This is a genomic window from Thioclava sp. GXIMD4216, from assembly GCF_037949285.1.
Classification (GTDB): Bacteria; Pseudomonadota; Alphaproteobacteria; order Rhodobacterales; family Rhodobacteraceae; genus Thioclava; species Thioclava litoralis.
Genome location: NZ_CP149926.1, coordinates 2542347 through 2563584, shown reverse-complemented (window position 1 = coordinate 2563584; position 21238 = coordinate 2542347). Strand labels below are relative to the sequence as shown.

Here is a 21238-nt window from a genome sequence, read left to right as displayed (position 1 = left end):
GCGTCATCGGGCTTGCAGATATCGTCGCAGGATCTTTTCAAGCTTTTCCGCCCCTAGCGGTGCCATTGCCTTGGTCTGGGCATGGCTGATCTGTTCGTCGGCTTTCATGCCCGCGCCCATATTGGTGATCACCGAAATCGCGGCCACTCTCAGCCCGAGAAACCGCGCAAGGATGACCTCGGGCACGGTAGACATGCCCACCGCATCGGCGCCAAGAATGCGGGCGGCGCGGATTTCGGCGGGGGTCTCGAAAGACGGCCCCGAGAACCAGCAGTAAACGCCCGCGGGCAATTCGATCCCCTCGGCCTTGGCCGCCGCCATCAGCCCGTCGCGCATCTGGGCATCATGGGCGTCGGTCATCGGGACAAAACGCGCGTCCGTTGGCTCGCCGATCAGCGGGTTATGGCCCGCGAAATTGATGTGGTCTTCCAGCATCATCAGCCCCCCCGGCGGGATGTCGGGGCGCAGCGAGCCTGCCGCATTGGTCAGGATCAGCCGCTCGCAGCCCAGTTCGCGCAGGATCTCCAGCGGCAGGCGCATCTCGGCGGGGTTGCCATGTTCATAGTAATGCACGCGGCCCCCGAAGACGGCAACGCGCACCCCTTCAAGGTCTCCGATCACCAGCTTCGGGTTATGGCCCGAGACGCCCGCATGCGGAAAGCCGGGCAGGTCGGAATAGGGGATCGCCACACCGTCGATCTCTTCGGCCAGATGGCCCAGACCCGACCCCAGCACCAGCCCGAAAGCAAGCGGCGTATCGCCCGCCCGCTTTCGGATGACTTGGGCCAGTTCAGCGCTCTTTGACATAGGGTTGGCCTCCGGCCTTCGGGGGATGGGGTTTGCCGACGACGCCCGCCAGCACGATCACGGTCAGGATATAGGGCAGCGCATCCAGAAGCGCCCCCGGAACCGACATATGCAGCGTATTCTGCAGCACATCGGGACGCAGCGCCAGTGCCTGCAGGAAACCGAAAAGCAGGGTCGCCCAAAGCGCCGACCACGGTTTCCAATTCGCGAAGATCAGCGCCGCAAGGGCGATATAGCCACGCCCTGCGACCATCTCGCGGCCAAAGCCTGCCTGAAGACCGGTGGCCATATAGGCCCCCGCCAGCCCGCAAAGAAGTCCGGTGATGGTCACCGCGCCATAGCGCAGACCAATGACGGAAATTCCTGCGGTATCAACGGATTCGGGGTTTTCGCCCACCGCCCGCAGCCGCAGCCCGAAGCGGGTGCGGTAGAGCACCCACCATGTCACAGGCACCGCCATCAGCGCCACATAGACCAGAATGGAATGGCCCGAGAGCACATCCGAATAAAGCGGCCCGATGATGGGGACCTTGCGGAGGGCGGCCTCGAAGGGCAGGTGGAGTTCGTTGAAGCGTGCAGTGCCTGTAAGGGCAGGTGTGCGCCCGCCTTGGTGGAAGAGCGATTGGGCAATCAGCACTGTCATCCCCGAGGCAAGGAAGTTGAGCGCGACGCCCGAAATCAGCTGATTGCCACGGAAGGTGATCGAGGCCAGCCCATGCAGGAGCGAAAACAGGATCGAGGCGGCAATGCCTGCCAGACAGCCCAGCCAGACATTGCCGGTCATATAGGCCACAGCGCCCGAGGTCATGGCGGCCATCAGCATCTTGCCCTCTAGCCCGATGTCGAACACGCCGGAGCGTTCGGAATAAAGCCCTGCCAGACAGGCCAGAAGCAGCGGCGTCGCCAGCCGCAGGGTGGAATCCAGAATGGCGATAAGGGTTGCGTACTCCATCACTTGGCCCCCTGTTTCACACGGAAGAAGGGCATGAGCATCATCCGCACCATCCCGTCAAGCGCGCCGGTGAACAGCACGACCAGACCTTGGATCAGCAGCCGCAGCTCGATCGGGATCGAGGTCCAAAGCCCCATCTCGGCCCCGCCTTGGTACAGAAAGCCAAAGAGAAACGCCGCCAGAAACACGCCCAGCGGATGGTTGCGGCCCATAAGCGCGACCGCAATCCCGATAAAGCCCGCCCCTTCGGCAGAGTTCTGCAACAGACGCTCGGCCTCGCCCATGACGTTGTTGATGGACATCAGCCCCGCCAGCGCGCCGGAAATCAGCATAGACCCCAGAATGATCTTGGTGCGCGAGATACCGGCATAGCTTGCGGCCTTTTCGTTCAACCCGAAAGCGCGGATTTCATAGCCGAATTTGGTCTTCCACAGCAGCACCCAGACCAGCACACAGGCCGCCAGAGCCACGAAGAAGGTGACATTGGCCGGAACCGAGGGGCTGAACAGCCCCGAGAGCCCCGGAATATCGTGGAAGGTCGGCAGGCTGGCACCCTTGGGAAAGCGCGCGGTTGCCGGATCCATCTGGCCCTCGGGGCGCAGGACGGTGACCAGCAGATATTGCAGCAGGCTATAGGCGATATAGTTGAACATGATCGTGGTGATCACGATATGGCTGCCGCGTTTGGCCGCAAGCCAGCCCGGAATGGCGGCCCATGCGGCCCCGAAAAGTGCCGCCCCCATCATCGCCGCAGGCAGCGCCAGCCACCATGCAGGCCAAGGCAGTGCAAGGCAGACGAGCGCCACGCCCAATCCCCCCAGCTGCGCCTGACCTTCGGCGCCGATGTTGAACTGGCTGGCGTGATAGGCAACCGTCACGGCAAGGCCGGTGAAGATGAAACTGGTGGTGTAATACAGCGTATAGCCCCAGCCATAGGCGCTGCCTAAAGCGCCATCGAACATCACCGAGATCACCTCGACCGGATTGCCGCCAATCGCTAGCACCACGATGGCCGAAATGATCGCCGCCAGCAGGATCGAGATCAGCGGCACAAGAACCAGATCGGCCCATGTCGGTAGTTTCTTCATCAGCCTTCTCCGCCGTCATCATCGGCTTCACTGTCTTCATGGGCCAGATCTTCATGGGCATCAGGGCTCGGGTCGCGCATCCCCGCCATCAACAGCCCGAGGTCTTTTTCATCGGTGGTGGCAGGGTCGCGGAAGCCCATGATCTCGCCATCGAACATCACAGCGATGCGGTCCGACAAAGACCTGATCTCGTCAAGCTCGACCGAGACCAGCAGGATCGCCGCCCCCGCATCGCGCAGCTCGATGATGCGCTTGTGGATAAACTCGATCGCGCCGATATCCACGCCCCGCGTCGGTTGCCCGATCAGCAGAAGGGCGGGGTTACGCTCGATCTCGCGGGCCAGCACGATTTTCTGCTGGTTGCCGCCCGAGAAATTCTTGGCGGCCAGAGACGGGATCGGCGGGCGGACGTCGAAACGCTCCATCGCGCCTTCGGTCGCCTTCACGATGCCCGCGTTATCCATCAGAAGCGCGTTCTTCTGGTATTCGGGCGCGCTGTGATAGCCGAAGATGAAATTCTCCCACGCGGGGAAATCAAGGATCAGCCCGTGGTGGTGGCGGTCTTCGGGCACATGGGCGATGCCATCGCGGCGGCGGCTTTGCGCATCCGCACGGCCCGTAAGGTCCAGCACCTTACCATTAACCTTAATCTGGCCCTTGGCTACCTGATAGCCGCCTAAGACTTCCAACAGCTCGGTCTGGCCATTGCCCGCCACACCGGCAATCCCCAGAATTTCGCCCGCGCGGATCTCAAGATCGACGCCTTTCAGACGGGCGACGCCTGCCTCATCCGTCACCCGAAGGTCGCGGACCTCAAGGATCGGTTTGCCGGGCTGGGCCTTGGTTTTTTCGACATTCAGCAGAACCTTGCGGCCCACCATCAGCTCGGCCAGCTCGGTGGGCGAGGTCTCGGAGGTTTTCACCGTCGCCGTCATCTCGCCGCGCCGCATCACCGAGACGGTATCGGTCGCCATCATGATCTCGCGCAACTTATGGGTGATCAGCAGGATCGTCTTGCCCTCGGCACGCAGCGTATCAAGGATGCGGAACAGATGGTCGGCCTCGGCAGGGGTCAGCACGCCGGTCGGCTCGTCGAGGATCAGGATCTCGGCCTGACGGTAGAGCGCCTTGAGGATCTCGACCCGCTGCTGGTGACCCACGCTCAGGTTCTCGACCAGCTCGTCGGGGTCCACATCCATCTCGTAGTCTTCGGCCAGCCGCTTCAGCTCGCGCCGCGCCTTGGCGATAGAGGGGCGCAGCAGGCGGCCATCCTCGGCCCCAAGGATCACATTCTCGACTACGGTGAAATTCGGCACCAGCTTGAAATGCTGGAACACCATGCCGATGCCCGCGCGGATTGCGGCCTGACTGTCGGGGATGGCGGTCTCGCGCCCGTTGATCACGATCTCGCCACGGTCGGCCTTGTAGAAGCCGTAGAGGATCGACATCAGCGTGGATTTGCCCGCGCCGTTCTCGCCGATGATGCCGTGGATCGTGCCGGGCATGACCTTGATGGAGATGTCCTTATTCGCCTGCACAGGCCCGAAGGCCTTGGAGATTCCGCGCAGTTCGATTGCGGGCACAGCACCGCCCTGCGGGGACGCAATCGCGGCAGGGGCCTGCCGCGTTGCATTCTGGGTCGGACCGCTCATCGCGTTACTCGACCGGACAGGTGCTATCCGTGGTGAAATCATGCACCGCGATTTCGCCGGAGGCGATCTTTTTGGCCGCGTCATCCACCGGCGCGCGCATTTCGGCGGTGACCAGATCGGCGTTATTGTCGTCCATCGCATAGCCCACGCCATCCTCGGCCAGACCCAGCACGACGGTGCCGGTCTGCATATCGGGGCCAGCCTTGAACATATCGTAGACAGCATTGTCGACGCGCTTGACCATCGAGGTCAGCACCTGACCGGGATGCAGCATGTTCTGGTTGCTATCGACGCCGATCGACAGGATTTTCTCGTCCGCGGCGGCTTGCAGGATGCCGATACCGGTCGCGCCTGCGGCCGCATAGATCACATCCGCGCCTTGGGCGATCTGCGCCTTGGCCAGTTCCGCCCCCTTCACGGGGTCATTCCATGCCGCAGGCGTCGTTCCTGTCATGGCCTGCACGACCTTGATTTCGGGTTTGGCGGCCTTGGCCCCTTGCACATAGCCACAGGCGAATTTGCGGATCAGCGGGATGTCCATGCCGCCGATAAAGCCGATTGTATCCGATTTCGAGGCCTCTGCCGCCAGCATCCCCACCAGATAGGAGCCTTGTTCTTCCTTGAACACGACCGAGCGCACATTGGGCAGGTCAACCACCGAGTCGATGATCGCGAATTTCGTGTCGGGGTAATCGGGGGCGACGGTTTGCAGCGTATCCGCGAAGGCAAAGCCCGTGGTGACAATCGGGTTCGCACCGGATTCGGCCAGACGGCGCAGCGCCTGTTCGCGTTGCGCTTCGGATTGCATCTCCAGTTCTTTGTAGCTGCCGCCGGTTTCATCGACCCAGCGCTTTGCGCCATTATAGGCCGCCTCGTTGAAGCTCTTGTCGAATTTTCCGCCCAGATCATAGATTAGCGCCGGATCGGCAAAGCTGCCACCTGCGGTCAGCGCGAGGGCTGTCGTGGCGCCGAAGATGGATTTCATAAGGCTCATGGCTGACTCCCGGTCAAATGTCTGACCGGCCCCTAAGGGCCGGGAAAGGGGTGGAAACCACCCGCTCCCGTGATCAATTCAGACCGGACTCGATTGGAGCCGTCAAGCAGGATTTCCCGCCGATAAGGGTCGCTATGGCATTTTTCGAATGTTTGGTCAGAAAATATCCGGTCCGTAGTCGCGCATCATCAGCACGGCATCGCTACGGTGACCATCGGGATGGCGGTAGTAATTGTCGCGGATACAGCTGTCTTGCCAACCGCTTGCCAGATAGAGCGCATGGGCGGCGTGATTGTCCAGCGCGACTTCCAGATGGGCGATCTCGGCCTTGCGCGCCACCATCTCGGTATCGAAGCGCGCCATCAGGCGGCGGGCAATGCCCTGTCTGCGCGCCGCGGGCGCCACCGCAATGGTGGTCAGCTCTGCCTCGCCTGCGATCACACGGCCAATCAGGAAGCCCTGCTCTTCATGCAGGAGAAAATAGAATTTTTTGGCCAGCGTCTCGGCGAATTCTTCCGCCCGCCACGGGCGCGGGGTCGTGAAACATTGTTTATGGATCGCGGCCATCTGGGCGGGCGTCATCTGGGGCTACCTTAATCGAGGATCTTGGGCGGCGCATCCGAAGGCGGTGCGGCATCGGCGGCGCGGATATACAGGGGCGCGGGGCGCTCATGCTCGGGCAGGGTGGCCAGTTTGCGCGCCGCAATACGGGCGATACGTTCCGGTATCTGCGCCATCTCGCAGGGCTGTGCCTGCGCAATCCCCAGAAGGGCCGCAATCTTTTCGGCATGCGCACCGAGCACCCGTTGGGCCCCCAGTACGGCGAGGCCGGTGTCGGGGTTGGCCGGATCGAAATGCACGGGTTTGGCCGCAGGCGCGCCCTGATCGAAGAGTTGCAGATAGGCCTGATCGCGCGGGGCCGCGACCGAAACCAGCTCGCGCAGCGGCGTCTGGCCTTCGCGCAGGATCTCGAAATTCGACACGCCGATCGCAGGGATCTTGCGCGCCAGAGCCAGCCCGCGCGCCGCCGAGACCGAAATGCGGATGCCGGTGAAATTTCCCGGACCGATGCCAACGCCCAAGGCGTCCAGATCGGCCCAGCTTGCGCCGTGATCTGCCAGCAGTTCTTCGAGGATTGGCATCAGGCGTTCGGCCTGACCGCGCGACATCTCTTCGATGCGCGCGCCCAATAGGGTGTCGCCGCGCAGCAAAGCGGCCGCGCAATGCGCGGCCGATGTGTCGAAAGACAGGATCAAAGGCTCAGCCGGCAACGGGGCGGACCTCGGTCACTTCGGGGATGTAATGGCGCAGCAGATTCTCGATGCCCATCTTCAGGGTCAGCGTCGAGGAGGGGCAGCCCGCGCAGGCACCCTGCATATGCAGATAGACCACACCGCGCTCAAAGCCGTGGAAGGTGATGTCGCCGCCATCCTGCGCCACAGCCGGACGCACGCGGGTGTCCAGCAGGTCCTTGATCTGCGCGACAATCGCCCCGTCTTCGGCATCGCCCGTATGTTCGGCATGGCCGCCCGAAGAGGCGCCTTCGCCCTCCATCACCGGCGCGCCGGATTGGAAATGCTCCATGATCGAGCCAAGGATCGCGGGTTTTGCATGATCCCAATCGGTCGCATCATCTTTGGTGACGGTGACGAAATCCGACCCGAAGAAGACGCCGGTCACACCGGAAACCATGAAAATGCGCTTTGCCAGAGGCGATTTCGCCGCCGCCTCGGCTGAGGGGAAATCCGCCGTTCCCATCTCCAGCACGGTCTGGCCGGGCAGGAATTTCAGGGTTGCGGGGTTCGGTGTCGTCTCGGTCTGGATGAACATGGGCGTGCTCCTTCGCTTGGGCACCTGATATGCGCCCTGATCGGCCAAATGTCAATGTTTAGAACGGTTCTAATCTGCGGGGCTATATGCGCGGATGAACCCTTCGGGCAGAGGGGCTTCTGCCGCCCGTCAAACCGGTCGTCGTCGCTTATGACGCCATAATCATCGGGGCGCGACGGCTGCGGTGTCTGCCCGAGGTCCGGCAGGGCCTCCTTCAGCTGCTGATAGAGCTTCGGGCAGGGAGAGGCTTCGGGTGCTATCTCCGCCTCGGGCGAGGCAAGAATGTCAATCTCGAAGGGACAATGGCTCGAAGGGACAATGGCCATCGCCGCATGTGCGCAGGCCGATAGCGCCGCTGCGAAGAACAGCGCGTTCGCCTTCATCGGCGGTTATTCCATAACGCTTCGGGTGAGCGCGGGCGTGAAAGCATAAGCCGGCACGCTTTGGCCGGTTTGCCCGTCAAACCACGTGAAACTGTAGATCGGGCAATGGGCGCAGGACATCAGCTCTTCCAGAGACAGCTGTGCGGGGGCATTGGCGCGATCTGCCGGCGTGGGATGTTTCCATGCCTGCATCATCCGCGCATAGAGCCCGGGCTCCTGATGCGACCTCAGCGCGCCGCGATTGTTGTTGTAGCTGTGCTTGGCCTCGGAATAGACGACGCTGCCGTGTTCATAATAGGTGGTGCGCTGCAGCGGGTAGAGGTTGTCTCCGGCGACCGACATCTCGAAATAAGGCGTGCCTTCGGGCGGCAACTCGACAGTGCTGCAACCCGCAGCCAGAACCGTTAGCCCGAGGGCCAGCGCGGTTGTAAAATGTTTCATATGAATCTTTACGGTTCAGGTAATCTGTTCGAGCTTCTCTTTCGACATATCGCCCGGAACAATGGTCAGCGGGAAGGGCAGGGAGCCCGAATTCTTGACCATCTGCGTCACCAGCGGGCCGGGGCCGCCCTTGCCTGCCCCCGCGCCCAGCACGAGCACGCCGATCTCGGGATCTTCCTCGACCAGCTTGAAGATCTCTTTCACCGGCTCGCCCTCGCGGATCACCAGTTCGGGATTCACCCCCTGACGGTCGCGCATCCATTTGGCGAAGACCTCGAAATGGGCCTCGATCCGTTCGCGGGCTTCCTCGCGCATCAGCTCTGCGACGCCCATCCAGTGCTGGTATTCCTCGGGGGGGATGACCGAGATAATGGTCACGCCGCCGCCGGTATGGCTGGCGCGCATGGCCGCGAAGCGCATCGCGTTCAGGCATTCGCGGGTGTCATCAAGAACGACAAGGAATTTGCGCATGAAGGCTCCGAAAGGTTGGGCCGAAAGCTCTCGGGCTTGGCCGGTAAAGCAGGCGGGTGCATGATTGCCCGCCTGCCCTGTCTTTGCAACCGCCAGTGTCAGAGCGGGCAGCTTGTGGCCCAATCCATATAGATTTCGCGCGCCTTGCGGGTCAGCGGGCCATAGTCATAGGTCACATCGTCGAAGGCCTTCACATATTGCACCTTCGAGAAATTGCCGGTCAGGAAGACCTCATCGGCGCGACGGAAATCCTCCAGCGTGAGGACGGCCTCATTCACGGTATAGCCCGCCTCGCGCAGGTTCTTCATATGGCGTTTGCGGGTCAGCCCTGCAAGGAAGGTGCCATTGGCGACGGGGGTGAAGAATTCGCCGTCCTTGACCATCCAGACATTGGCCGAAGCGGTCTCGGCCACATTGCCAAGCGCATCCTGCACCAGCGCATTGCCAAAGCCCTTACGCTGGGCCTCGACCAGCATCCGCGCGTTATTGGGATAGAGGCAGCCCGCTTTCGCATTGCAGACGTTATCGGCCAGCACGGGGCGGCGGAATTGCGTGGTGGTCAGCGTGGTGGCGGCATCCTCGCCCGGCATCGGCACTTCTTCGAGGCTGATCGCGAAGCCCGTGGAATTGGGGGCGGGGGCGACGCCCAGCTCGGACCCGTTCACCGCCCAATACATCGGGCGGATATAGACGGCGGTGTTGCGCCCATAGGACTTGAGCCCCTCGCGCACGATGTCGACCATCTCGCCCGCATCCATCGTGGGCGTGATCATCAGCGCCTCGGCCGAGCGGTTCAGGCGGGCGCAATGCGCATCCAGATCGGGGACCAGCCCGTTAAACAGCCGCGCGCCGTCAAAGACGTTGGACCCCTGCCACAGACCGTGATCGGCGGCCCGCATCACCATCGCGTCGCCATCCTGCCATGCGCCTTCAAACCAGGTGCGGATATTCTTCCCGAATGCCATGTCTCTATGTCTCCAAACTTCGGGCCCAAGCAATCACCCCGCGCGGGAAAGGTCCAGAGCGGGCGGGCGTAAAATTTGTCTGCCGATCCGTCATGTATCTGTCTTGCGCCTCTGTCCGGGGCAGAGGCCCCAGACAGATACCCCAGACCGATACATGACCGGACGGTTTGCGGGCGTTTAGAGGTTCGAGACGCGATAGGCCGAGGAGACCGTCGTATTGAACAGGCCGAACAGCGTCTGGGCCTTGACGACGGGGCTTTCGGTGGCCAGCACGACATCTTGCGGCTGCAGATAGAAGTTCTGCGCCGAGAAGAGGCCGTCGGTCGTGGTCAGATCGATCGAGAAGATCACCCGCGTATGGGTCGGACCATTGGGGCCGACAGCCGTTGACGGATATTCGCGCAGGATCAGGATGCCCTTGGGGTCGGCGCGGCTGTCATTGACCCCGCCTGCAAGGGTGATGGCCTCGAGGGCTGTCACCTTGTCGCGCGGGAAGGGCACGATTTCCTCGCGGCCTGCCGCCCCGAGCGACAGGAAGTAGCGCGGATCTTCGGTGATGATCAGCTTGTCGCCGCGACGGATGCCGGTATCGAGCGTCGGATCATCCGTCAGCCGTTTCATCGAGATCTCGTAGACCGTCTTGCCGCGCATCAGCCGCACTTGCGGGTTTTTCAGCGCGGTCGATACGCCGCCCCCTTCGGTGATCGCGCTCAGCACGGTCATCGGGCGTTGGGACAGGTCGATCGAGCGGGGCGAGGCAACGCCGCTGACCAGATCGGCGGTATTGCGCATCCCCGGCTGGCGCGAGAGCTGGACCTGCGCGGCAGGCAGCAGGGCGGTCAGCGCATCCTGCACCCGCTGGCGCGCGGTTTCGATGGACAGGCCGGCCACATGCACCGGTCCGGCATAGGGGACGAAGAGCGTGCCGTCATCATTGATCTGTGTGGCCTGAAGCGCCACCGAAGGCGCGCCTTCCGAGGTCAGCAGCTTGTTGTCGCCGTTTTCCCAGACGGCCAGCCCGACCATGTCGCCCGCGCTCAACGTGCCGGCCTGTGCGCTGGCACCGCCGCGCAGCCATGCCCGTGGCGGCAGCGCATGGGCACCGGCAGGCCAGCTCTGGATCTGCGCCAGATGGGCGCGGTCAATGGCATAATGGGCAAATTGCGCGTTCGCGCTGTCTTCGTTCTTCAGGATTTCCGAACGCATCGCAGCGCCTCTTGGGAGCGAGCAGGCACCAAGGGCAAAGAGGGCTGTAACCATGATTACAGCGCGACGACTTTTCGAACTCATACAGTTCCCCCGTTTCGCATCGTCTTGGCGGATGCTAAGGCTTTGGCAGACTTCAATCGCTAGAGGCGAGCATGGCCTTTAATGGCCTTTCTGAAAGGGATTTACAAGTTGGCACTGACACGAGCCCCGCTTTCTCAACGCCCGCTCCGGCTTTTGGCCATCGGTGCGACAGGCCGACTGGGTCGGGTGCTGGTTCCGGTCTGGCGGCGGACGGAATTCGGGCAGGCTGCGGCGGTCGAGCTGGTGGTGCAGGCCCGTCGTGAAGGGCGGGGCGGCGATGTGGTCTTTGACCCGCTGGCCGAGCCGGACGCCCTGCAACGGGCGGTCGGGGCTGCCGATGTGGTGCTGGGGCTGGCCGGTGTGACGGCAGGATCTGCCGAGGATATGGCGCTGAATGTCACCTTGGCGCAGGCTTTTTGTGCGGCGGCCCAACAGGCGGGCAAGCCTGTCATTCTGGCCTCGTCGGCTTCGGTCTATGGGCGCCCGTCCACCGAGGCGCCGCTGGCCGGACGGCCTTTTCCGGAGGCCGCGCCACTGGCTCCGATCTCGGAATACGGGCGCGCCAAGCAGGCGATGGAACGGATGGCGCAGGACTATCCGGCCTGCTGTTGCCTGCGTATCGGCAATGTTGCAGGGGCGGACGCGCTGTTGGGGCATGCCGCGCCGGAAGGCGGTCGGGTGCTGGATGTCTTCGCAGAAGGGGAGGCCCTGCACGGGCCTTTGCGCAGCTATATCGGCCCCGTGACGCTGGCGCAGGCCATTTTGCGGCTGGCGCGTTTCATGGCGGCAGGGGCCTCCGTGCCGCAGGTGATCAATCTGGCCGAGGCGGGCGTGGTCGATATGGCGGCCCTGCTGGCCGCAGCCGGGATTTCCTATCAGACCCGTCCGGCCCCCGACACGGCGATCGCGCGGGTCGAGCTGGATGTGTCGCGGGCTCTGGCTTTGGGGCTGGTCCCCGAGCGGCCCGTGCGTGCCGACCGTCTGGTGGGCGAGGTGATCCAACTGCGCGGAGAACTGTCATGACCTTTGGCAAACGTCTTTTCGATCTGGGGCTGGCGCTGTGTCTGGCACCCATCCTGCTGACCCTGATCCTTGTGGTGCTGGTGACGCTGGCTTTCACCGAGGGGCGCCCCTATTTCTACGTTGCCGAGCGGATGAAAACTCCCACGCAGAGTTTCCGGCTGTGGAAATTCCGCACCATGAGCGTGGTCGCCGCCGATAGCGGGGTCTCGGGCGGGAACAAGGCGGCGCGGGTGACGCGCATCGGGCGTATCCTGCGCAAGACCCGTGGCGACGAGTTGCCGCAACTGTGGAATATCCTGAAGGGCGATCTCAGTTTCGTCGGGCCACGTGCGCCCTTGCGGGAATATGTGGAGCGGTTCCCCGAACTCTATGGCGAGGTTCTCAAATCGCGCCCCGGTGCGACGGGGCTGGCCTCGCTCTATTATCATCGTCACGAAGAATGGCTGCTGGCGCAATGTGATACGCCGGAACAGACCGACCGTGTCTATTGCGAGACCTGCATTCCGGCCAAAGCCAGGCTCGATCTGATGTATCAGCGCCATCAATCTGTCTGTTTTGATGCAAAACTGGTATGGGACACCATCAAAAAAGTGTTGAGCTAACCTCTGCGTGTCTTACATTGTTGTGCAAAGGCAGGGCTATTGGTAGAAATTACCACAAAGCGACCCTGAGACAAGCATGGCTTCTTTCACTCGGCGCCTCGTGGCGCTGGATCAAAAGACTAAATTCTGCATTCTGGCAGTGATCGATCTGCTGATGGTCCCGCTGACCTTCTGGGTCGCGCTGCTGCTGCGCTTTGGTGTCGATCAGGCGGCCGTGACTTTCAAGCTGACGCTGATCTATCTGCCTTTCCTGCTGATGGTCAGTGTGGGGCTTGGTTCTGTGCTGGGCATGTTCAACCGCAAGCTCAAGGATTATGACGGCGAGGCGGTGCTGCGCAGCCTCGCCATTTCTGCCGCACTCGGGGTCAGTTCCTATCTGCTGTCGCTGATTTCCCATGCCGATAGCGGGTTGCGGCTGCATATCCTCTTTGCCATCACCCATTTTATCGGCACGCTGGGGATGCGGCAGGGGCTGTATTATCTGCTGGTGCAGATCTACCGCCAATCCAATGTGGTCAGTCGCATCGCCATCTACGGGGCCGGGCGCACCGGCATGGCGCTTGCGCATGAGCTGCGCAACCGTCCCGGCATGATGGTCTATGCGTTTCTTGACGATAATGGCACGCTGGACGGGATGAACCTCAATGGTGTGCCGATCTTTTCGGGGGTGCATGCCGACCGCGTGCTGGACCGTTACAAGATCAACAAGGTCATTCTGGCGATGCCGTCGGTGTCGGTGCAGAAGCAGACCTTTATCTCCAAGCGTCTGGCGCGGTTCGGGGTTGATGTCGAGACCCTGCCGGCATTCGCCCGTCTGAGTGGCGAGACCAACCTTCTGAACAAGCTGATGCCCGCCGGGACGGCGGCGCTTTTGCCGCGCGAGAATCTGGAAAAGAAGATCAGCAACAGCCATACCGCCTATCGGGGGCGCACGGTGATGATTTCCGGCGCGGGCGGGTCGATCGGGATCGAACTCTGCCGTCAGGTGATGACCAGCCGCCCTGCCAAGCTGGTGCTGTTCGAGCTATCGGAATACGCGCTTTATCTGGCCGAGGCCGAGATGCGGGTTCTGGGCGAGGCGATCGGCTGCGAGATCGTGCCGGTGCTGGGGTCCGTCTGTGATTCCGTGCATGTGACCGAGACGCTGTCGCGCTATGGGGTGGAGGTCGTGCTGCATGCCGCCGCCTACAAGCATGTGCCGCTGGTGGAAGGCAATGCGCGGGTCGGGATCTCGAATAACGCGCTGGGGACGGCGGTGCTGGCACGGGCCGCGCGCGATTGCGGGGTGCGGCGTTTTGTTCTGGTCTCTACCGACAAGGCGGTGCGGCCCAGCAACCTGATGGGGGCATCCAAGCGGTTTGCCGAGCTGACGGTGCAGGATCTGGCCGGACGGTCGCAGGGCACGATCTATTCCATCGTGCGCTTCGGCAATGTGATGGGGTCGTCTGGCTCGGTCATTCCGCTGTTCAAGGAGCAGATCGCACGGGGCGGGCCGGTGACGGTGACCGACCCGCGTATGACACGGTATTTCATGACCATCCCCGAGGCGGCCCGTCTGGTGCTGGCGGCGGGGGCCTTTGCCGAAGGGGGCGAGGTCTATGTGCTGGATATGGGCCGTCCGATGAAGATTGTCGATCTGGCGGGCAAGCTGATCAATGCGGCGGGGTTCAGCGTGCGCAGCGAGGACAATCCCGAAGGCGATATCGAGATCACCTTTACCGGCCTGCGTCCGGGCGAAAAGCTGCATGAGGAGTTGATGGTGCGCAAAGGTGCGCAGACCACCGACCACCCCAAGATTATCCGTGTGCGCGAGGATATGCTCTCGGAGCTGGAAATGGCCGCCGCCCTGCGCGATTTGCGCGATGCGGTGGATATGGGCGATACGGCGGCTGTGCTGGAGGTGATCCTGAAGGCGGTGCCCGATTATGTTCCGCGCAGCCTGCCCGAGGATGCGCTACAGCTCCGCTTGGCACGCCAGCTTCGCGACAAGCGTCAGGAGCGCTCGGGCGATACGCCTGCGGAGTAATCGCCGGATGCGACCGAGCGCGAACCGGACTGGCGTGATAGCGTGAAACCTGCCGGGATGCGGTCCCTCGTTCCTCTTGAGCCAGCAGGCATTCCGCCTGCGCGGGCCCTCGAACAGGTCAGAGCCCGGGCGGCGTGTGGTTAATCCTCGAACGGGTCCTGCGGATAGCCTACGCCGCACAGATACAGCCCCTGCGGCGGGCAGACCGGCCCGCAGGCCGCGCGGTCGCAGGCCTCCAGCGCCTCTTTCACACGCGAAGGCTCCCATGCGCCGCTGCCGACCTTTTCCAATGTCCCGACAATCGAGCGCACCTGATTATGCAGGAAGCTGCGGGCGCGCAGGAAAAAGCGGAACTCCTGCCCGTGGGGGATGGCGATTTCCTCGATGGTGATCTCGTCGATGGTTTTCACCGGAGATTTCGCCTGACAGATCGAGCTGCGGAAGGTGGTGAAATCATGCAGGCCGATCAGATGGGAGGCGCCCTCGCGCATGGCCTCCAGATCCAGCGGGTTCAGCACGCGCCAGACCTGACCCGCCTCATGGGTCATCGGCGCACGGCGCACCACCAGCCGGAAGAGATAGCGCCGTTCGATTGCACTGAAACGGGCGTGGAAATCATCCGCCACCCGCGCGGCCTTGAGGATGGCCACAGGTGCGGGTTTCATATGGAAATTCAGCGCCTCGGACAGGCGGAAAGGGTCCCAGTCCTTCTCCAGATCGAAGGTCGCCACCTGCGCCGTGCCATGCACGCCCGCATCGGTGCGCCCTGCGGCGGCGATGGTATGGTCGCGCTTTTCCAGCTTGGCCAGCGCGGCCTCGATGGTGCCTTGCACCGAAGGCTGGTCGGCCTGTCGTTGCCAGCCCGCGAAGGGCTTTCCGTCATATTCGATCTTGAGTGCATATCTGGGCATGGCGCTTTCCCTAGCGAGGCCCGCGTGCCCTTGCAAGCGCCGTGATGGTCTGGGCGCGGTTTGACCGATATGGCGGAAGCTGGCCCGACGTTGCGTTGCGTGCTAACCTTACTGTGAGCTAGGGCTGGCAAATGGGGGGAGGATGCCTATCTTTGCAGCGCGACCAGAAGGGGAGGAACCAGACATGAAGCTTAGCCGCATACCATCCGTCAACGAGGCCCTGCCCGGTCGGGAGATGCCGATGCCGGTCACCGAGCCGCATTTCCTCACGGGCCGCAATCTCGAAGCGCAGCGCCCCGAGGGGATGAAAGTCGCCATGTTCGGGATGGGGTGTTTCTGGGGAGTCGAGCGTCTGTTCTGGCAGTTGGACGGTGTCTGGTTGACGATGGTCGGCTATGCGGGCGGCCATACGCCCAACCCGACCTATGACGAGGTCTGCACCGGCATGACCGGCCATAACGAGGTCGTGCGGCTGATCTTCGATCCGGACAAGATTTCCTATGAAGAGCTGCTGCGGGTGTTCTGGGAGGGGCATGATCCGACGCAGGGGATGCGGCAGGGCAATGACCGTGGCACGCAATACCGGTCGGGGATCTATACGTTCTCGAACGAACAGGCGCAGGCCGCCGAAGAGAGCCGCACGGTTTATGCCGCGCGCCTTGCCAAAGCGGGCTATGGCGCGATCACCACAGAAATCTATCCCGCGCCGTCCTTCTTCTATGCCGAGGGCTACCACCAGCAATATCTGGCCAAGAATCCGCGCGGCTATTGTGGCATTGGCGGCACCGGTGTCAGTTGCCCGATCGGTCTGGCGGTCTGATCCGGCCATAGGATCGCAACGGGAGGGGCGCGCGGGCGCCCTTTTTCTTTGGCGCTTTCGTGCGGGCCCTGCGGAGCCTGCGCTTGACGGAGGCCGCAAACCCCGCCAAAGCAGGACAAAACCCGCAAGGGGTCGAAAGGAGACAGCCATGCCGACATATACCGCTTTCACCACGCTGGCCGACCGTGCCGAGGCCGATGCACTTGAGGCGCATGTGGCCGAGATCGATCCCGCGCCCTATGGGACAGGGGTTTTCGAGATCGAGGACGGGTCGGGCCGCTACGAGATCGGGGCCTATTTCACTGAAAAACCCAACGAGGTCGCGCTGGCCATTCTGGCGGCTGTGCATGGCGCGCAGGATTTCGCGGTTTCCGAATTGCCCGATCAGGACTGGGTGGCGCATGTGCGCCGCGAGCTTGCGCCGGTCGCGGCGGGACGGTTCTTCGTCTATGGCAGCCATGATGCCGATAAGGTGCCCGCGGAGGCGATTGCCCTGAAGATCGATGCGGCGATGGCCTTCGGCACGGGCCATCATGGCACGACGCTGGGCTGCCTGCTGGCGCTGGATGCGCTGGAAAAGGCGGGGTTCCATGCCAAGAACACCGTTGATATCGGCTGCGGCACAGCGGTGCTGGCTATGGCGGCTGCCAAGATCTGGCCGGAGACGGTTCTGGCCTCTGATATCGACCCGATCGCGGTCGAAACGGCGCAGGCCAATGTCGACAGCAATGATCTTGCCGGACGGGTGGTCTGCCTAGAGGCGGCTGGTTTCGGCAATCCGAGCTTGGCGCAGGCGGCCCCTTTCGACCTGATCTTCGCCAATATCCTCAAAGGGCCGCTTCTGGCTCTGGCACCCGATATGGGGCGGAGCTGTGCCGAATCGGGCTATGCCATCCTGAGTGGTATCCTGCATGAACAAGCCGATGATGTGATCGCGGCCTATGAGGCCGAGGGCTTCGGTTTGCAGCATCGAAACGAACATGGCGACTGGACGACATTGGTTCTGAAGAAGAGCTAATTGCCAAGAATTTAAGGCGCATTTCTCTAAAAATGCTCGCAATGCTTTAACACAATCTTCATAACTGACTTAGCGGCACAGCGCCGCTTGGCCGGTTATGGAGCGCGTCGTGGCATCGCATGTTTCGAAAGAGTTCGAGGATCGCCTCGGTCGTATCGCCCGCCGCCATAAAGCCGGTGGCGGGTTCGAGGCCGCAGGCGCTCTGGGGCGGCTGGACCACGCCAAACCGCCGGTCCATCGCCGTTTGGCTTTTCCGCTACAGGCCAGCCTGTTCCTGCTTCTGGGCTTTTTCCTGTTCAAGGCCGCGTTGATGATGCAGGCGGGGGCCGATGGCTATGCCCTGCGTCTGACGCATTTGCGGATGGATGGGGGGATTGATGCCGCGGTGGCGGTGCTGATGGAACCCGATGTGATCAGCCGCAACCTCTCGGGGCTTCTCGCGCAGGTTCTGCGCTAAGCATTGCGGGCGCGGGGCGCTTGTTTCACAGACAGTGTTTGTACAGGTTCTGCCAATGGCGTGCCTGATGGCCTGCAGGGCTATTCCACCGTGGTACAAAGAAAAAAGCCGTGCACTCAGCGTTGCACGGCTTGTCTTTCTGTATCGCTGGCGACCGGCGGGAGGGGGAGCACCCGAGCGGCCATTCTCAGCGGATATTCGAGATATCGATGCGGGTCAGGCCGATATCGTTCAGTTCACGGTCGGTCAGTTTCGACAGTGCGATACGGGTCATGCGGCGGTCATTCCAGTTTGCGACCAGATCAATGATCTGTTGGAAGAAGCCCGGACGGACGGTGCGCAGTTCGATACGGTTGGTGGATTGCAGCGACATGGGTCACCTTTTCTTTTCGTGCTAGTTGTTGATCTTTTCTCTTACGAGGATGCACATAATGTGGGCGGTTTGCGAAAACAAACGTAGCTTTGGCAGTCCCGTCATGCGATTTTTGCATGGCAGGAATCCTTCTTTGTAGGCTTTATTTCTTGCCATTTATTGCGTTACGGCGCGCAAGCCCTTCCGGATGTTCCTGTTTCGTGCTAGGAAGTGTAAAAGAATGGTAAAAGGGCAGGCCATGCGGGTGATCGGAATCGATCCGGGATTGCGGAATCTCGGTTGGGGCGTGATTGAGGTGGACGGGTCGCGCCTGCGCCATCTGGCCAATGGTACGCTGCATTCGGCGGGTGATTCGCTTGCGCGCCGGTTGATGGAGTTGCATGCGGGGCTGACGCGGGTCTTCGAGATCCATTCCCCCGAAGCCGCCGCCGTCGAGCAGACCTTCGTCAATAAGGACGCGGTGGCCACGCTGAAACTGGGGCAGGCGCGGGGGATTGCGCTGCTGGTTCCGGCGCAGGCGGGGCTGGAGGTGGGCGAATATGCCCCCAATGCAGTCAAGAAGACGGTTGTGGGCGTTGGCCATGCCGATAAGGTTCAGGTGCAGCATATGGTGAAGCACCAGCTTCCGGGGGTCAGCTTTGACAGTCCCGATGCGGCGGATGCTTTGGCGATTGCGATCTGTCATGCCTTGCATCTGCAATCGGCGCGCCGCATGACGGCGGCGCAGCTGTCCCGGGCCGCCACAACGGGCGGGCGGATCAAAAGGAGTGTGTCATGATCGGACGTTTGGCCGGAACCATCATCCATCGCGGGTTGGATCAGGTGATGATCGATGTGCGCGGCGTGGGCTATGTGGTGCATGTCAGCGCGCTGACCTCCCAGAGCCTGCCGCGTGTGGGCGAGCCCTGCGCGCTTTATACCGATCTTCTGGTGCGCGAGGATCTGTTGCAGCTGTTCGGGTTTTCAAGCCTGCTGGAGAAAGAGTGGTACCGTTTGCTGATTTCCGTGCAGGGGATCGGCTCGAAAGCGGCTTTGGCGATTTTGGGGACCTTGGGGCCGGAAGCTTTGGGGCGCTCGATTGCTTTGGGGGATTGGTCTGCGGTGAAGGCCGCCCCCGGTGTCGGTCCGAAGATTGCCCAGCGGGTGGTGAACGAGCTGCGCGACAAGGCGCCTTCGATTATGGCGATGGGCGGGGATCTGACGGTGGAGGCGGCACCCGATCTGGGGCCTGATCCGGAGGTTGTGGAACCTGCCGCGCCGGAGGCGGGGTTTCGGGCCAAGCGCCCTGCGCCTGCGGCCAAGCCCAAGGTGAATTTCACCGCGGAGGCTTTGTCAGCGCTGACCAATCTGGGCTACTCGCCGACCGAGGCGGCAGGGGCTGTGGCACAGGCGTCGGAGGATCCGGCGGCGGTGGATACCGCCAAGCTGATCCGTCTTGCGCTGCGTCTTCTGGCCCCGAAAGATTGAGGGGCGTGCGATGCTTGCGGGCATTGAGCCCCCTTCGCATCGCGGGCGGCGGGGCCGCCCATGGACAGACCTCCGAGGTTGCGCGAGAATGACGAAATGAGTGATCCAGATCCCACCCTACGCCCCGACCGTCTGCCCGAGGATGCGGATCGCGCTTTGCGGCCGCAGGGGCTTGATGAATTTGTCGGCCAAGCCGAGGCGCGGGCCAATTTGCGGGTGTTTATCGCCTCGGCCAGGATGCGTCAGCAGGCGATGGATCATACGTTGTTTCATGGCCCGCCCGGTTTGGGGAAGACCACGCTTGCGCAGATCATGGCGCGCGAGTTGGGGGTGAATTTCAAGATGACCTCTGGCCCCGTGCTGGCCAAGGCGGGGGATCTGGCGGCGATCCTGACCAATCTGGAAGCGCGGGATGTGTTGTTTATCGACGAGATCCACCGGCTTAATCCGGCGGTGGAAGAAGTGCTTTACCCCGCGATGGAGGATTTCGAGCTGGATCTGGTGATCGGCGAGGGGCCTGCTGCGCGTACCGTTCGGATCGAGTTGCAGCCCTTCACGCTGGTTGGTGCCACGACGCGGTTGGGTCTTTTGACCACGCCTTTGCGTGACCGCTTCGGCATTCCGACGCGGCTGCAATTCTATACCGAGGACGAGCTGGACCAGATCGTGACGCGGGGCTCGCGGCTGTTGGGTATCCCCTCCGATCCCGAGGGCACGCGCGAGATTGCCAAACGCGCCCGTGGCACGCCGCGGATTGCGGGGCGTCTTTTGCGCCGCGTGGTGGATTTCGCTTTGGTCGAGGGCGATGGCCGTTTGACCCGCGAGATTGCCGATGGTGCCTTGACGCGGCTGGGGGTGGATAACCTTGGTTTGGACGGGGCGGACAGGCGTTACATGATGCTGATGGCGGAACATTACGGTGGTGGTCCGGTGGGCGTAGAGACGCTTTCGGCGGCGCTGTCGGAAAGCCGTGATGCGATTGAAGAGGTGATCGAGCCCTACCTTCTGCAGCAGGGGCTGATCCAGCGCACGCCGCGCGGGCGGATGCTGGGGCACCGTGCGTGGCGTCATCTGGGGCTGGCCGAGCCGCAGGTCGCCCCGCCCGCGCAAAGCGATATGTTCGAATGAGGCACTGATGACCGAACCTTTAGCCCGTTTCCCGATCACCGGCCCCGAGATCGACCGCGTTGTGGCGGCCTTTTACGCCCGTGTGCGCGACCACCACATGCTGGGTCCGGTCTTTGCCGCCCATGTCACCGACTGGCCCGAGCATGAGGCCAAGGTGGCGGCGTTCTGGAAGGGGTCCATTCTGCACGAAGATGGCTATGACGGGTCCCCCATGCGCGCCCATCGGCAGGCCGGAGATGTCAGACCTGGCATGTTTCCTGTCTGGTTGGGGCTGTTTGATGATACGCTCAGGCGCGAGCTGGACCCGCTGGCGGCGGCTGGCTGGTCGGCGCTGGCGCACCGGATCGGCACCAGCCTGCGGGCGGGTGTGGTGGACCGCGAGAAGCTGCCGGGCGGTATCCCGAAGCTGCGGTGAGACGCGAGAAACAGAAGATGCTGGCGGGAGAGCTGTATCGCGCTGATGATCCCGAATTGCAGGCGGATATGGTGCTGGCGGCGTTCAGCACGGATTGATGCCGACGCCTGTGACGAGCTGCTTGC

25 protein-coding genes are annotated in these 21238 nt (G+C 62.6%); 11 read left to right on the top strand and 14 right to left on the bottom strand.

What is annotated here, in order from left to right; all coding sequences use genetic code 11:
• Nucleotides 1-3 precede the first annotated feature (3 nt).
• From WDB88_RS12490 to WDB88_RS12435, 12 genes are all read right to left on the bottom strand, one after another.
• On the bottom strand, nucleotides 4-807 hold the full coding sequence (locus tag WDB88_RS12490) for a purine-nucleoside phosphorylase (RefSeq protein ID WP_339108001.1): 804 nt from the start codon (nucleotides 805-807) through the stop codon (nucleotides 4-6).
• The gene (locus tag WDB88_RS12485; RefSeq protein ID WP_339108000.1) at nucleotides 791-1759 is read right to left on the bottom strand and encodes an ABC transporter permease; all 969 of its coding nucleotides are present in this window, start codon (nucleotides 1757-1759) and stop codon (nucleotides 791-793) included. The genes WDB88_RS12490 and WDB88_RS12485 overlap by 17 nt, the downstream gene beginning before the upstream one ends.
• Entirely contained in the window at nucleotides 1759-2847 is a 1089-nt protein-coding gene (locus tag WDB88_RS12480; protein ID WP_339107999.1) for an ABC transporter permease, read from the bottom strand. Before WDB88_RS12480 ends, WDB88_RS12485 begins: the two co-directional genes overlap by 1 nt.
• Nucleotides 2847-4499, bottom strand: coding sequence for an ABC transporter ATP-binding protein (locus WDB88_RS12475; protein WP_339107998.1), 1653 nt, complete (start codon nucleotides 4497-4499; stop codon nucleotides 2847-2849). The genes WDB88_RS12480 and WDB88_RS12475 overlap by 1 nt, the downstream gene beginning before the upstream one ends.
• 4 nt (nucleotides 4500-4503) lie before the next feature.
• The gene (locus tag WDB88_RS12470; protein ID WP_339107997.1) at nucleotides 4504-5493 is read right to left on the bottom strand and encodes a BMP family ABC transporter substrate-binding protein; all 990 of its coding nucleotides are present in this window, start codon (nucleotides 5491-5493) and stop codon (nucleotides 4504-4506) included.
• A 156-nt stretch (nucleotides 5494-5649) separates the two neighbouring features.
• Nucleotides 5650-6075 (bottom strand): GNAT family N-acetyltransferase, encoded by a 426-nt coding sequence (locus WDB88_RS12465; RefSeq protein ID WP_339107996.1) that lies wholly within the window; start codon nucleotides 6073-6075, stop codon nucleotides 5650-5652.
• Nucleotides 6076-6086: 11 nt separating this feature from the next.
• Nucleotides 6087-6764: a tRNA (adenosine(37)-N6)-threonylcarbamoyltransferase complex dimerization subunit type 1 TsaB gene (tsaB, locus tag WDB88_RS12460; RefSeq protein ID WP_339107995.1), complete on the bottom strand. Its 678-nt coding sequence runs from the start codon at nucleotides 6762-6764 to the stop codon at nucleotides 6087-6089.
• Nucleotides 6754-7323, bottom strand: a complete 570-nt coding sequence (locus WDB88_RS12455; RefSeq protein ID WP_339107994.1) for a NifU family protein — start codon at nucleotides 7321-7323, stop codon at nucleotides 6754-6756. The genes tsaB and WDB88_RS12455 overlap by 11 nt, the downstream gene beginning before the upstream one ends.
• A gap of 389 nt (nucleotides 7324-7712) precedes the next feature.
• The gene (locus tag WDB88_RS12450) at nucleotides 7713-8147 is read right to left on the bottom strand and encodes a hypothetical protein (protein WP_339107993.1); all 435 of its coding nucleotides are present in this window, start codon (nucleotides 8145-8147) and stop codon (nucleotides 7713-7715) included.
• 15 nt (nucleotides 8148-8162) lie between these two features.
• A complete protein-coding gene (locus WDB88_RS12445; RefSeq protein ID WP_339107992.1) occupies nucleotides 8163-8618 on the bottom strand; it encodes a universal stress protein in 456 nt (151 codons plus the stop codon).
• A 98-nt stretch (nucleotides 8619-8716) separates the two neighbouring features.
• Complete coding sequence (locus WDB88_RS12440) at nucleotides 8717-9583, bottom strand: branched-chain amino acid aminotransferase (protein ID WP_339107991.1); 867 nt, start codon at nucleotides 9581-9583, stop codon at nucleotides 8717-8719.
• Nucleotides 9584-9760: 177 nt separating this feature from the next.
• Nucleotides 9761-10789 (bottom strand): polysaccharide biosynthesis/export family protein, encoded by a 1029-nt coding sequence (locus tag WDB88_RS12435; RefSeq protein WP_339107990.1) that lies wholly within the window; start codon nucleotides 10787-10789, stop codon nucleotides 9761-9763.
• Nucleotides 10790-10981: 192 nt separating this feature from the next.
• Between WDB88_RS12435 and WDB88_RS12430 the strand changes: the two genes are divergently transcribed.
• The 3 genes from WDB88_RS12430 to WDB88_RS12420 all read left to right on the top strand — a co-directional run bounded on the left by WDB88_RS12430 (nucleotide 10982) and on the right by WDB88_RS12420 (nucleotide 14524).
• On the top strand, nucleotides 10982-11896 hold the full coding sequence (locus WDB88_RS12430; protein WP_339107989.1) for an NAD(P)-dependent oxidoreductase: 915 nt from the start codon (nucleotides 10982-10984) through the stop codon (nucleotides 11894-11896).
• Complete coding sequence (locus WDB88_RS12425) at nucleotides 11893-12498, top strand: sugar transferase (protein ID WP_339107988.1); 606 nt, start codon at nucleotides 11893-11895, stop codon at nucleotides 12496-12498. The genes WDB88_RS12430 and WDB88_RS12425 overlap by 4 nt, the downstream gene beginning before the upstream one ends.
• Nucleotides 12499-12574: 76 nt before the next feature.
• Nucleotides 12575-14524 (top strand): nucleoside-diphosphate sugar epimerase/dehydratase, encoded by a 1950-nt coding sequence (locus WDB88_RS12420; RefSeq protein ID WP_339107987.1) that lies wholly within the window; start codon nucleotides 12575-12577, stop codon nucleotides 14522-14524.
• Between the two features lie 140 nt (nucleotides 14525-14664).
• Here the strand turns inward: WDB88_RS12420 and truA are convergent, their stop codons facing one another.
• A complete protein-coding gene (gene truA, locus WDB88_RS12415; protein ID WP_339107986.1) occupies nucleotides 14665-15435 on the bottom strand; it encodes a tRNA pseudouridine(38-40) synthase TruA in 771 nt (256 codons plus the stop codon).
• 184 nt (nucleotides 15436-15619) lie between these two features.
• Between truA and msrA the strand changes: the two genes are divergently transcribed.
• From msrA to WDB88_RS12400, 3 genes are all read left to right on the top strand, one after another.
• Complete coding sequence (gene msrA / locus WDB88_RS12410) at nucleotides 15620-16255, top strand: peptide-methionine (S)-S-oxide reductase MsrA (RefSeq protein WP_339107985.1); 636 nt, start codon at nucleotides 15620-15622, stop codon at nucleotides 16253-16255.
• A gap of 148 nt (nucleotides 16256-16403) precedes the next feature.
• Nucleotides 16404-17273: a 50S ribosomal protein L11 methyltransferase gene (locus tag WDB88_RS12405; RefSeq protein WP_339107984.1), complete on the top strand. Its 870-nt coding sequence runs from the start codon at nucleotides 16404-16406 to the stop codon at nucleotides 17271-17273.
• A 109-nt stretch (nucleotides 17274-17382) separates the two neighbouring features.
• Nucleotides 17383-17730: a hypothetical protein gene (locus tag WDB88_RS12400; RefSeq protein WP_339107983.1), complete on the top strand. Its 348-nt coding sequence runs from the start codon at nucleotides 17383-17385 to the stop codon at nucleotides 17728-17730.
• Nucleotides 17731-17917: 187 nt separating this feature from the next.
• On the opposite strand, the gene WDB88_RS12395 is transcribed toward WDB88_RS12400, so the two are convergent.
• Nucleotides 17918-18103 carry a DUF1127 domain-containing protein gene (locus WDB88_RS12395; protein WP_339107981.1) on the bottom strand — a complete coding sequence of 62 codons (186 nt, stop codon included), beginning with the start codon at nucleotides 18101-18103 and terminating at the stop codon, nucleotides 17918-17920.
• A gap of 238 nt (nucleotides 18104-18341) precedes the next feature.
• Between WDB88_RS12395 and ruvC the strand changes: the two genes are divergently transcribed.
• From ruvC to WDB88_RS12370, 5 genes are all read left to right on the top strand, one after another.
• The gene (gene ruvC, locus WDB88_RS12390; RefSeq protein ID WP_339107980.1) at nucleotides 18342-18881 is read left to right on the top strand and encodes a crossover junction endodeoxyribonuclease RuvC; all 540 of its coding nucleotides are present in this window, start codon (nucleotides 18342-18344) and stop codon (nucleotides 18879-18881) included.
• Entirely contained in the window at nucleotides 18878-19570 is a 693-nt protein-coding gene (ruvA, locus tag WDB88_RS12385; RefSeq protein WP_339107979.1) for a Holliday junction branch migration protein RuvA, read from the top strand. Before ruvC ends, ruvA begins: the two co-directional genes overlap by 4 nt.
• 96 nt (nucleotides 19571-19666) lie before the next feature.
• Nucleotides 19667-20698 carry a Holliday junction branch migration DNA helicase RuvB gene (gene ruvB / locus WDB88_RS12380; RefSeq protein WP_339107978.1) on the top strand — a complete coding sequence of 344 codons (1032 nt, stop codon included), beginning with the start codon at nucleotides 19667-19669 and terminating at the stop codon, nucleotides 20696-20698.
• A 7-nt stretch (nucleotides 20699-20705) separates the two neighbouring features.
• Nucleotides 20706-21113, top strand: a complete 408-nt coding sequence (locus WDB88_RS12375) for a group III truncated hemoglobin (protein ID WP_339107977.1) — start codon at nucleotides 20706-20708, stop codon at nucleotides 21111-21113.
• Nucleotides 21110-21211 (top strand): maltose acetyltransferase domain-containing protein, encoded by a 102-nt coding sequence (locus tag WDB88_RS12370; protein WP_339107976.1) that lies wholly within the window; start codon nucleotides 21110-21112, stop codon nucleotides 21209-21211. The genes WDB88_RS12375 and WDB88_RS12370 overlap by 4 nt, the downstream gene beginning before the upstream one ends.
• The last annotated feature ends 27 nt before the right edge of the window (nucleotides 21212-21238 follow it).

What these genes read in the sequence shown, in the direction of transcription:
- WDB88_RS12490 (WP_339108001.1), bottom strand. Translation starts at nt 807, where the DNA reads ATGTCAAAGAGCGCTGAACTGGCCCAAGTCATCCGAAAGCGGGCGGGC.
- WDB88_RS12485 (WP_339108000.1), bottom strand. Translation starts at nt 1,759, where the DNA reads ATGGAGTACGCAACCCTTATCGCCATTCTGGATTCCACCCTGCGGCTG.
- WDB88_RS12480 (WP_339107999.1), bottom strand. Translation starts at nt 2,847, where the DNA reads ATGAAGAAACTACCGACATGGGCCGATCTGGTTCTTGTGCCGCTGATC.
- WDB88_RS12475 (WP_339107998.1), bottom strand. Translation starts at nt 4,499, where the DNA reads ATGAGCGGTCCGACCCAGAATGCAACGCGGCAGGCCCCTGCCGCGATT.
- WDB88_RS12470 (WP_339107997.1), bottom strand. Translation starts at nt 5,493, where the DNA reads ATGAGCCTTATGAAATCCATCTTCGGCGCCACGACAGCCCTCGCGCTG.
- WDB88_RS12465 (WP_339107996.1), bottom strand. Translation starts at nt 6,075, where the DNA reads ATGACGCCCGCCCAGATGGCCGCGATCCATAAACAATGTTTCACGACC.
- WDB88_RS12455 (WP_339107994.1), bottom strand. Translation starts at nt 7,323, where the DNA reads ATGTTCATCCAGACCGAGACGACACCGAACCCCGCAACCCTGAAATTC.
- WDB88_RS12450 (WP_339107993.1), bottom strand. Translation starts at nt 8,147, where the DNA reads ATGAAACATTTTACAACCGCGCTGGCCCTCGGGCTAACGGTTCTGGCT.
- WDB88_RS12445 (WP_339107992.1), bottom strand. Translation starts at nt 8,618, where the DNA reads ATGCGCAAATTCCTTGTCGTTCTTGATGACACCCGCGAATGCCTGAAC.
- WDB88_RS12440 (WP_339107991.1), bottom strand. Translation starts at nt 9,583, where the DNA reads ATGGCATTCGGGAAGAATATCCGCACCTGGTTTGAAGGCGCATGGCAG.
- WDB88_RS12435 (WP_339107990.1), bottom strand. Translation starts at nt 10,789, where the DNA reads ATGCGTTCGGAAATCCTGAAGAACGAAGACAGCGCGAACGCGCAATTT.
- WDB88_RS12425 (WP_339107988.1), top strand. Translation starts at nt 11,893, where the DNA reads ATGACCTTTGGCAAACGTCTTTTCGATCTGGGGCTGGCGCTGTGTCTG.
- WDB88_RS12420 (WP_339107987.1), top strand. Translation starts at nt 12,575, where the DNA reads ATGGCTTCTTTCACTCGGCGCCTCGTGGCGCTGGATCAAAAGACTAAA.
- truA (WP_339107986.1), bottom strand. Translation starts at nt 15,435, where the DNA reads ATGCCCAGATATGCACTCAAGATCGAATATGACGGAAAGCCCTTCGCG.
- msrA (WP_339107985.1), top strand. Translation starts at nt 15,620, where the DNA reads ATGAAGCTTAGCCGCATACCATCCGTCAACGAGGCCCTGCCCGGTCGG.
- WDB88_RS12405 (WP_339107984.1), top strand. Translation starts at nt 16,404, where the DNA reads ATGCCGACATATACCGCTTTCACCACGCTGGCCGACCGTGCCGAGGCC.
- WDB88_RS12395 (WP_339107981.1), bottom strand. Translation starts at nt 18,103, where the DNA reads ATGTCGCTGCAATCCACCAACCGTATCGAACTGCGCACCGTCCGTCCG.
- ruvC (WP_339107980.1), top strand. Translation starts at nt 18,342, where the DNA reads ATGCGGGTGATCGGAATCGATCCGGGATTGCGGAATCTCGGTTGGGGC.
- ruvA (WP_339107979.1), top strand. Translation starts at nt 18,878, where the DNA reads ATGATCGGACGTTTGGCCGGAACCATCATCCATCGCGGGTTGGATCAG.
- ruvB (WP_339107978.1), top strand. Translation starts at nt 19,667, where the DNA reads ATGAGTGATCCAGATCCCACCCTACGCCCCGACCGTCTGCCCGAGGAT.
- WDB88_RS12375 (WP_339107977.1), top strand. Translation starts at nt 20,706, where the DNA reads ATGACCGAACCTTTAGCCCGTTTCCCGATCACCGGCCCCGAGATCGAC.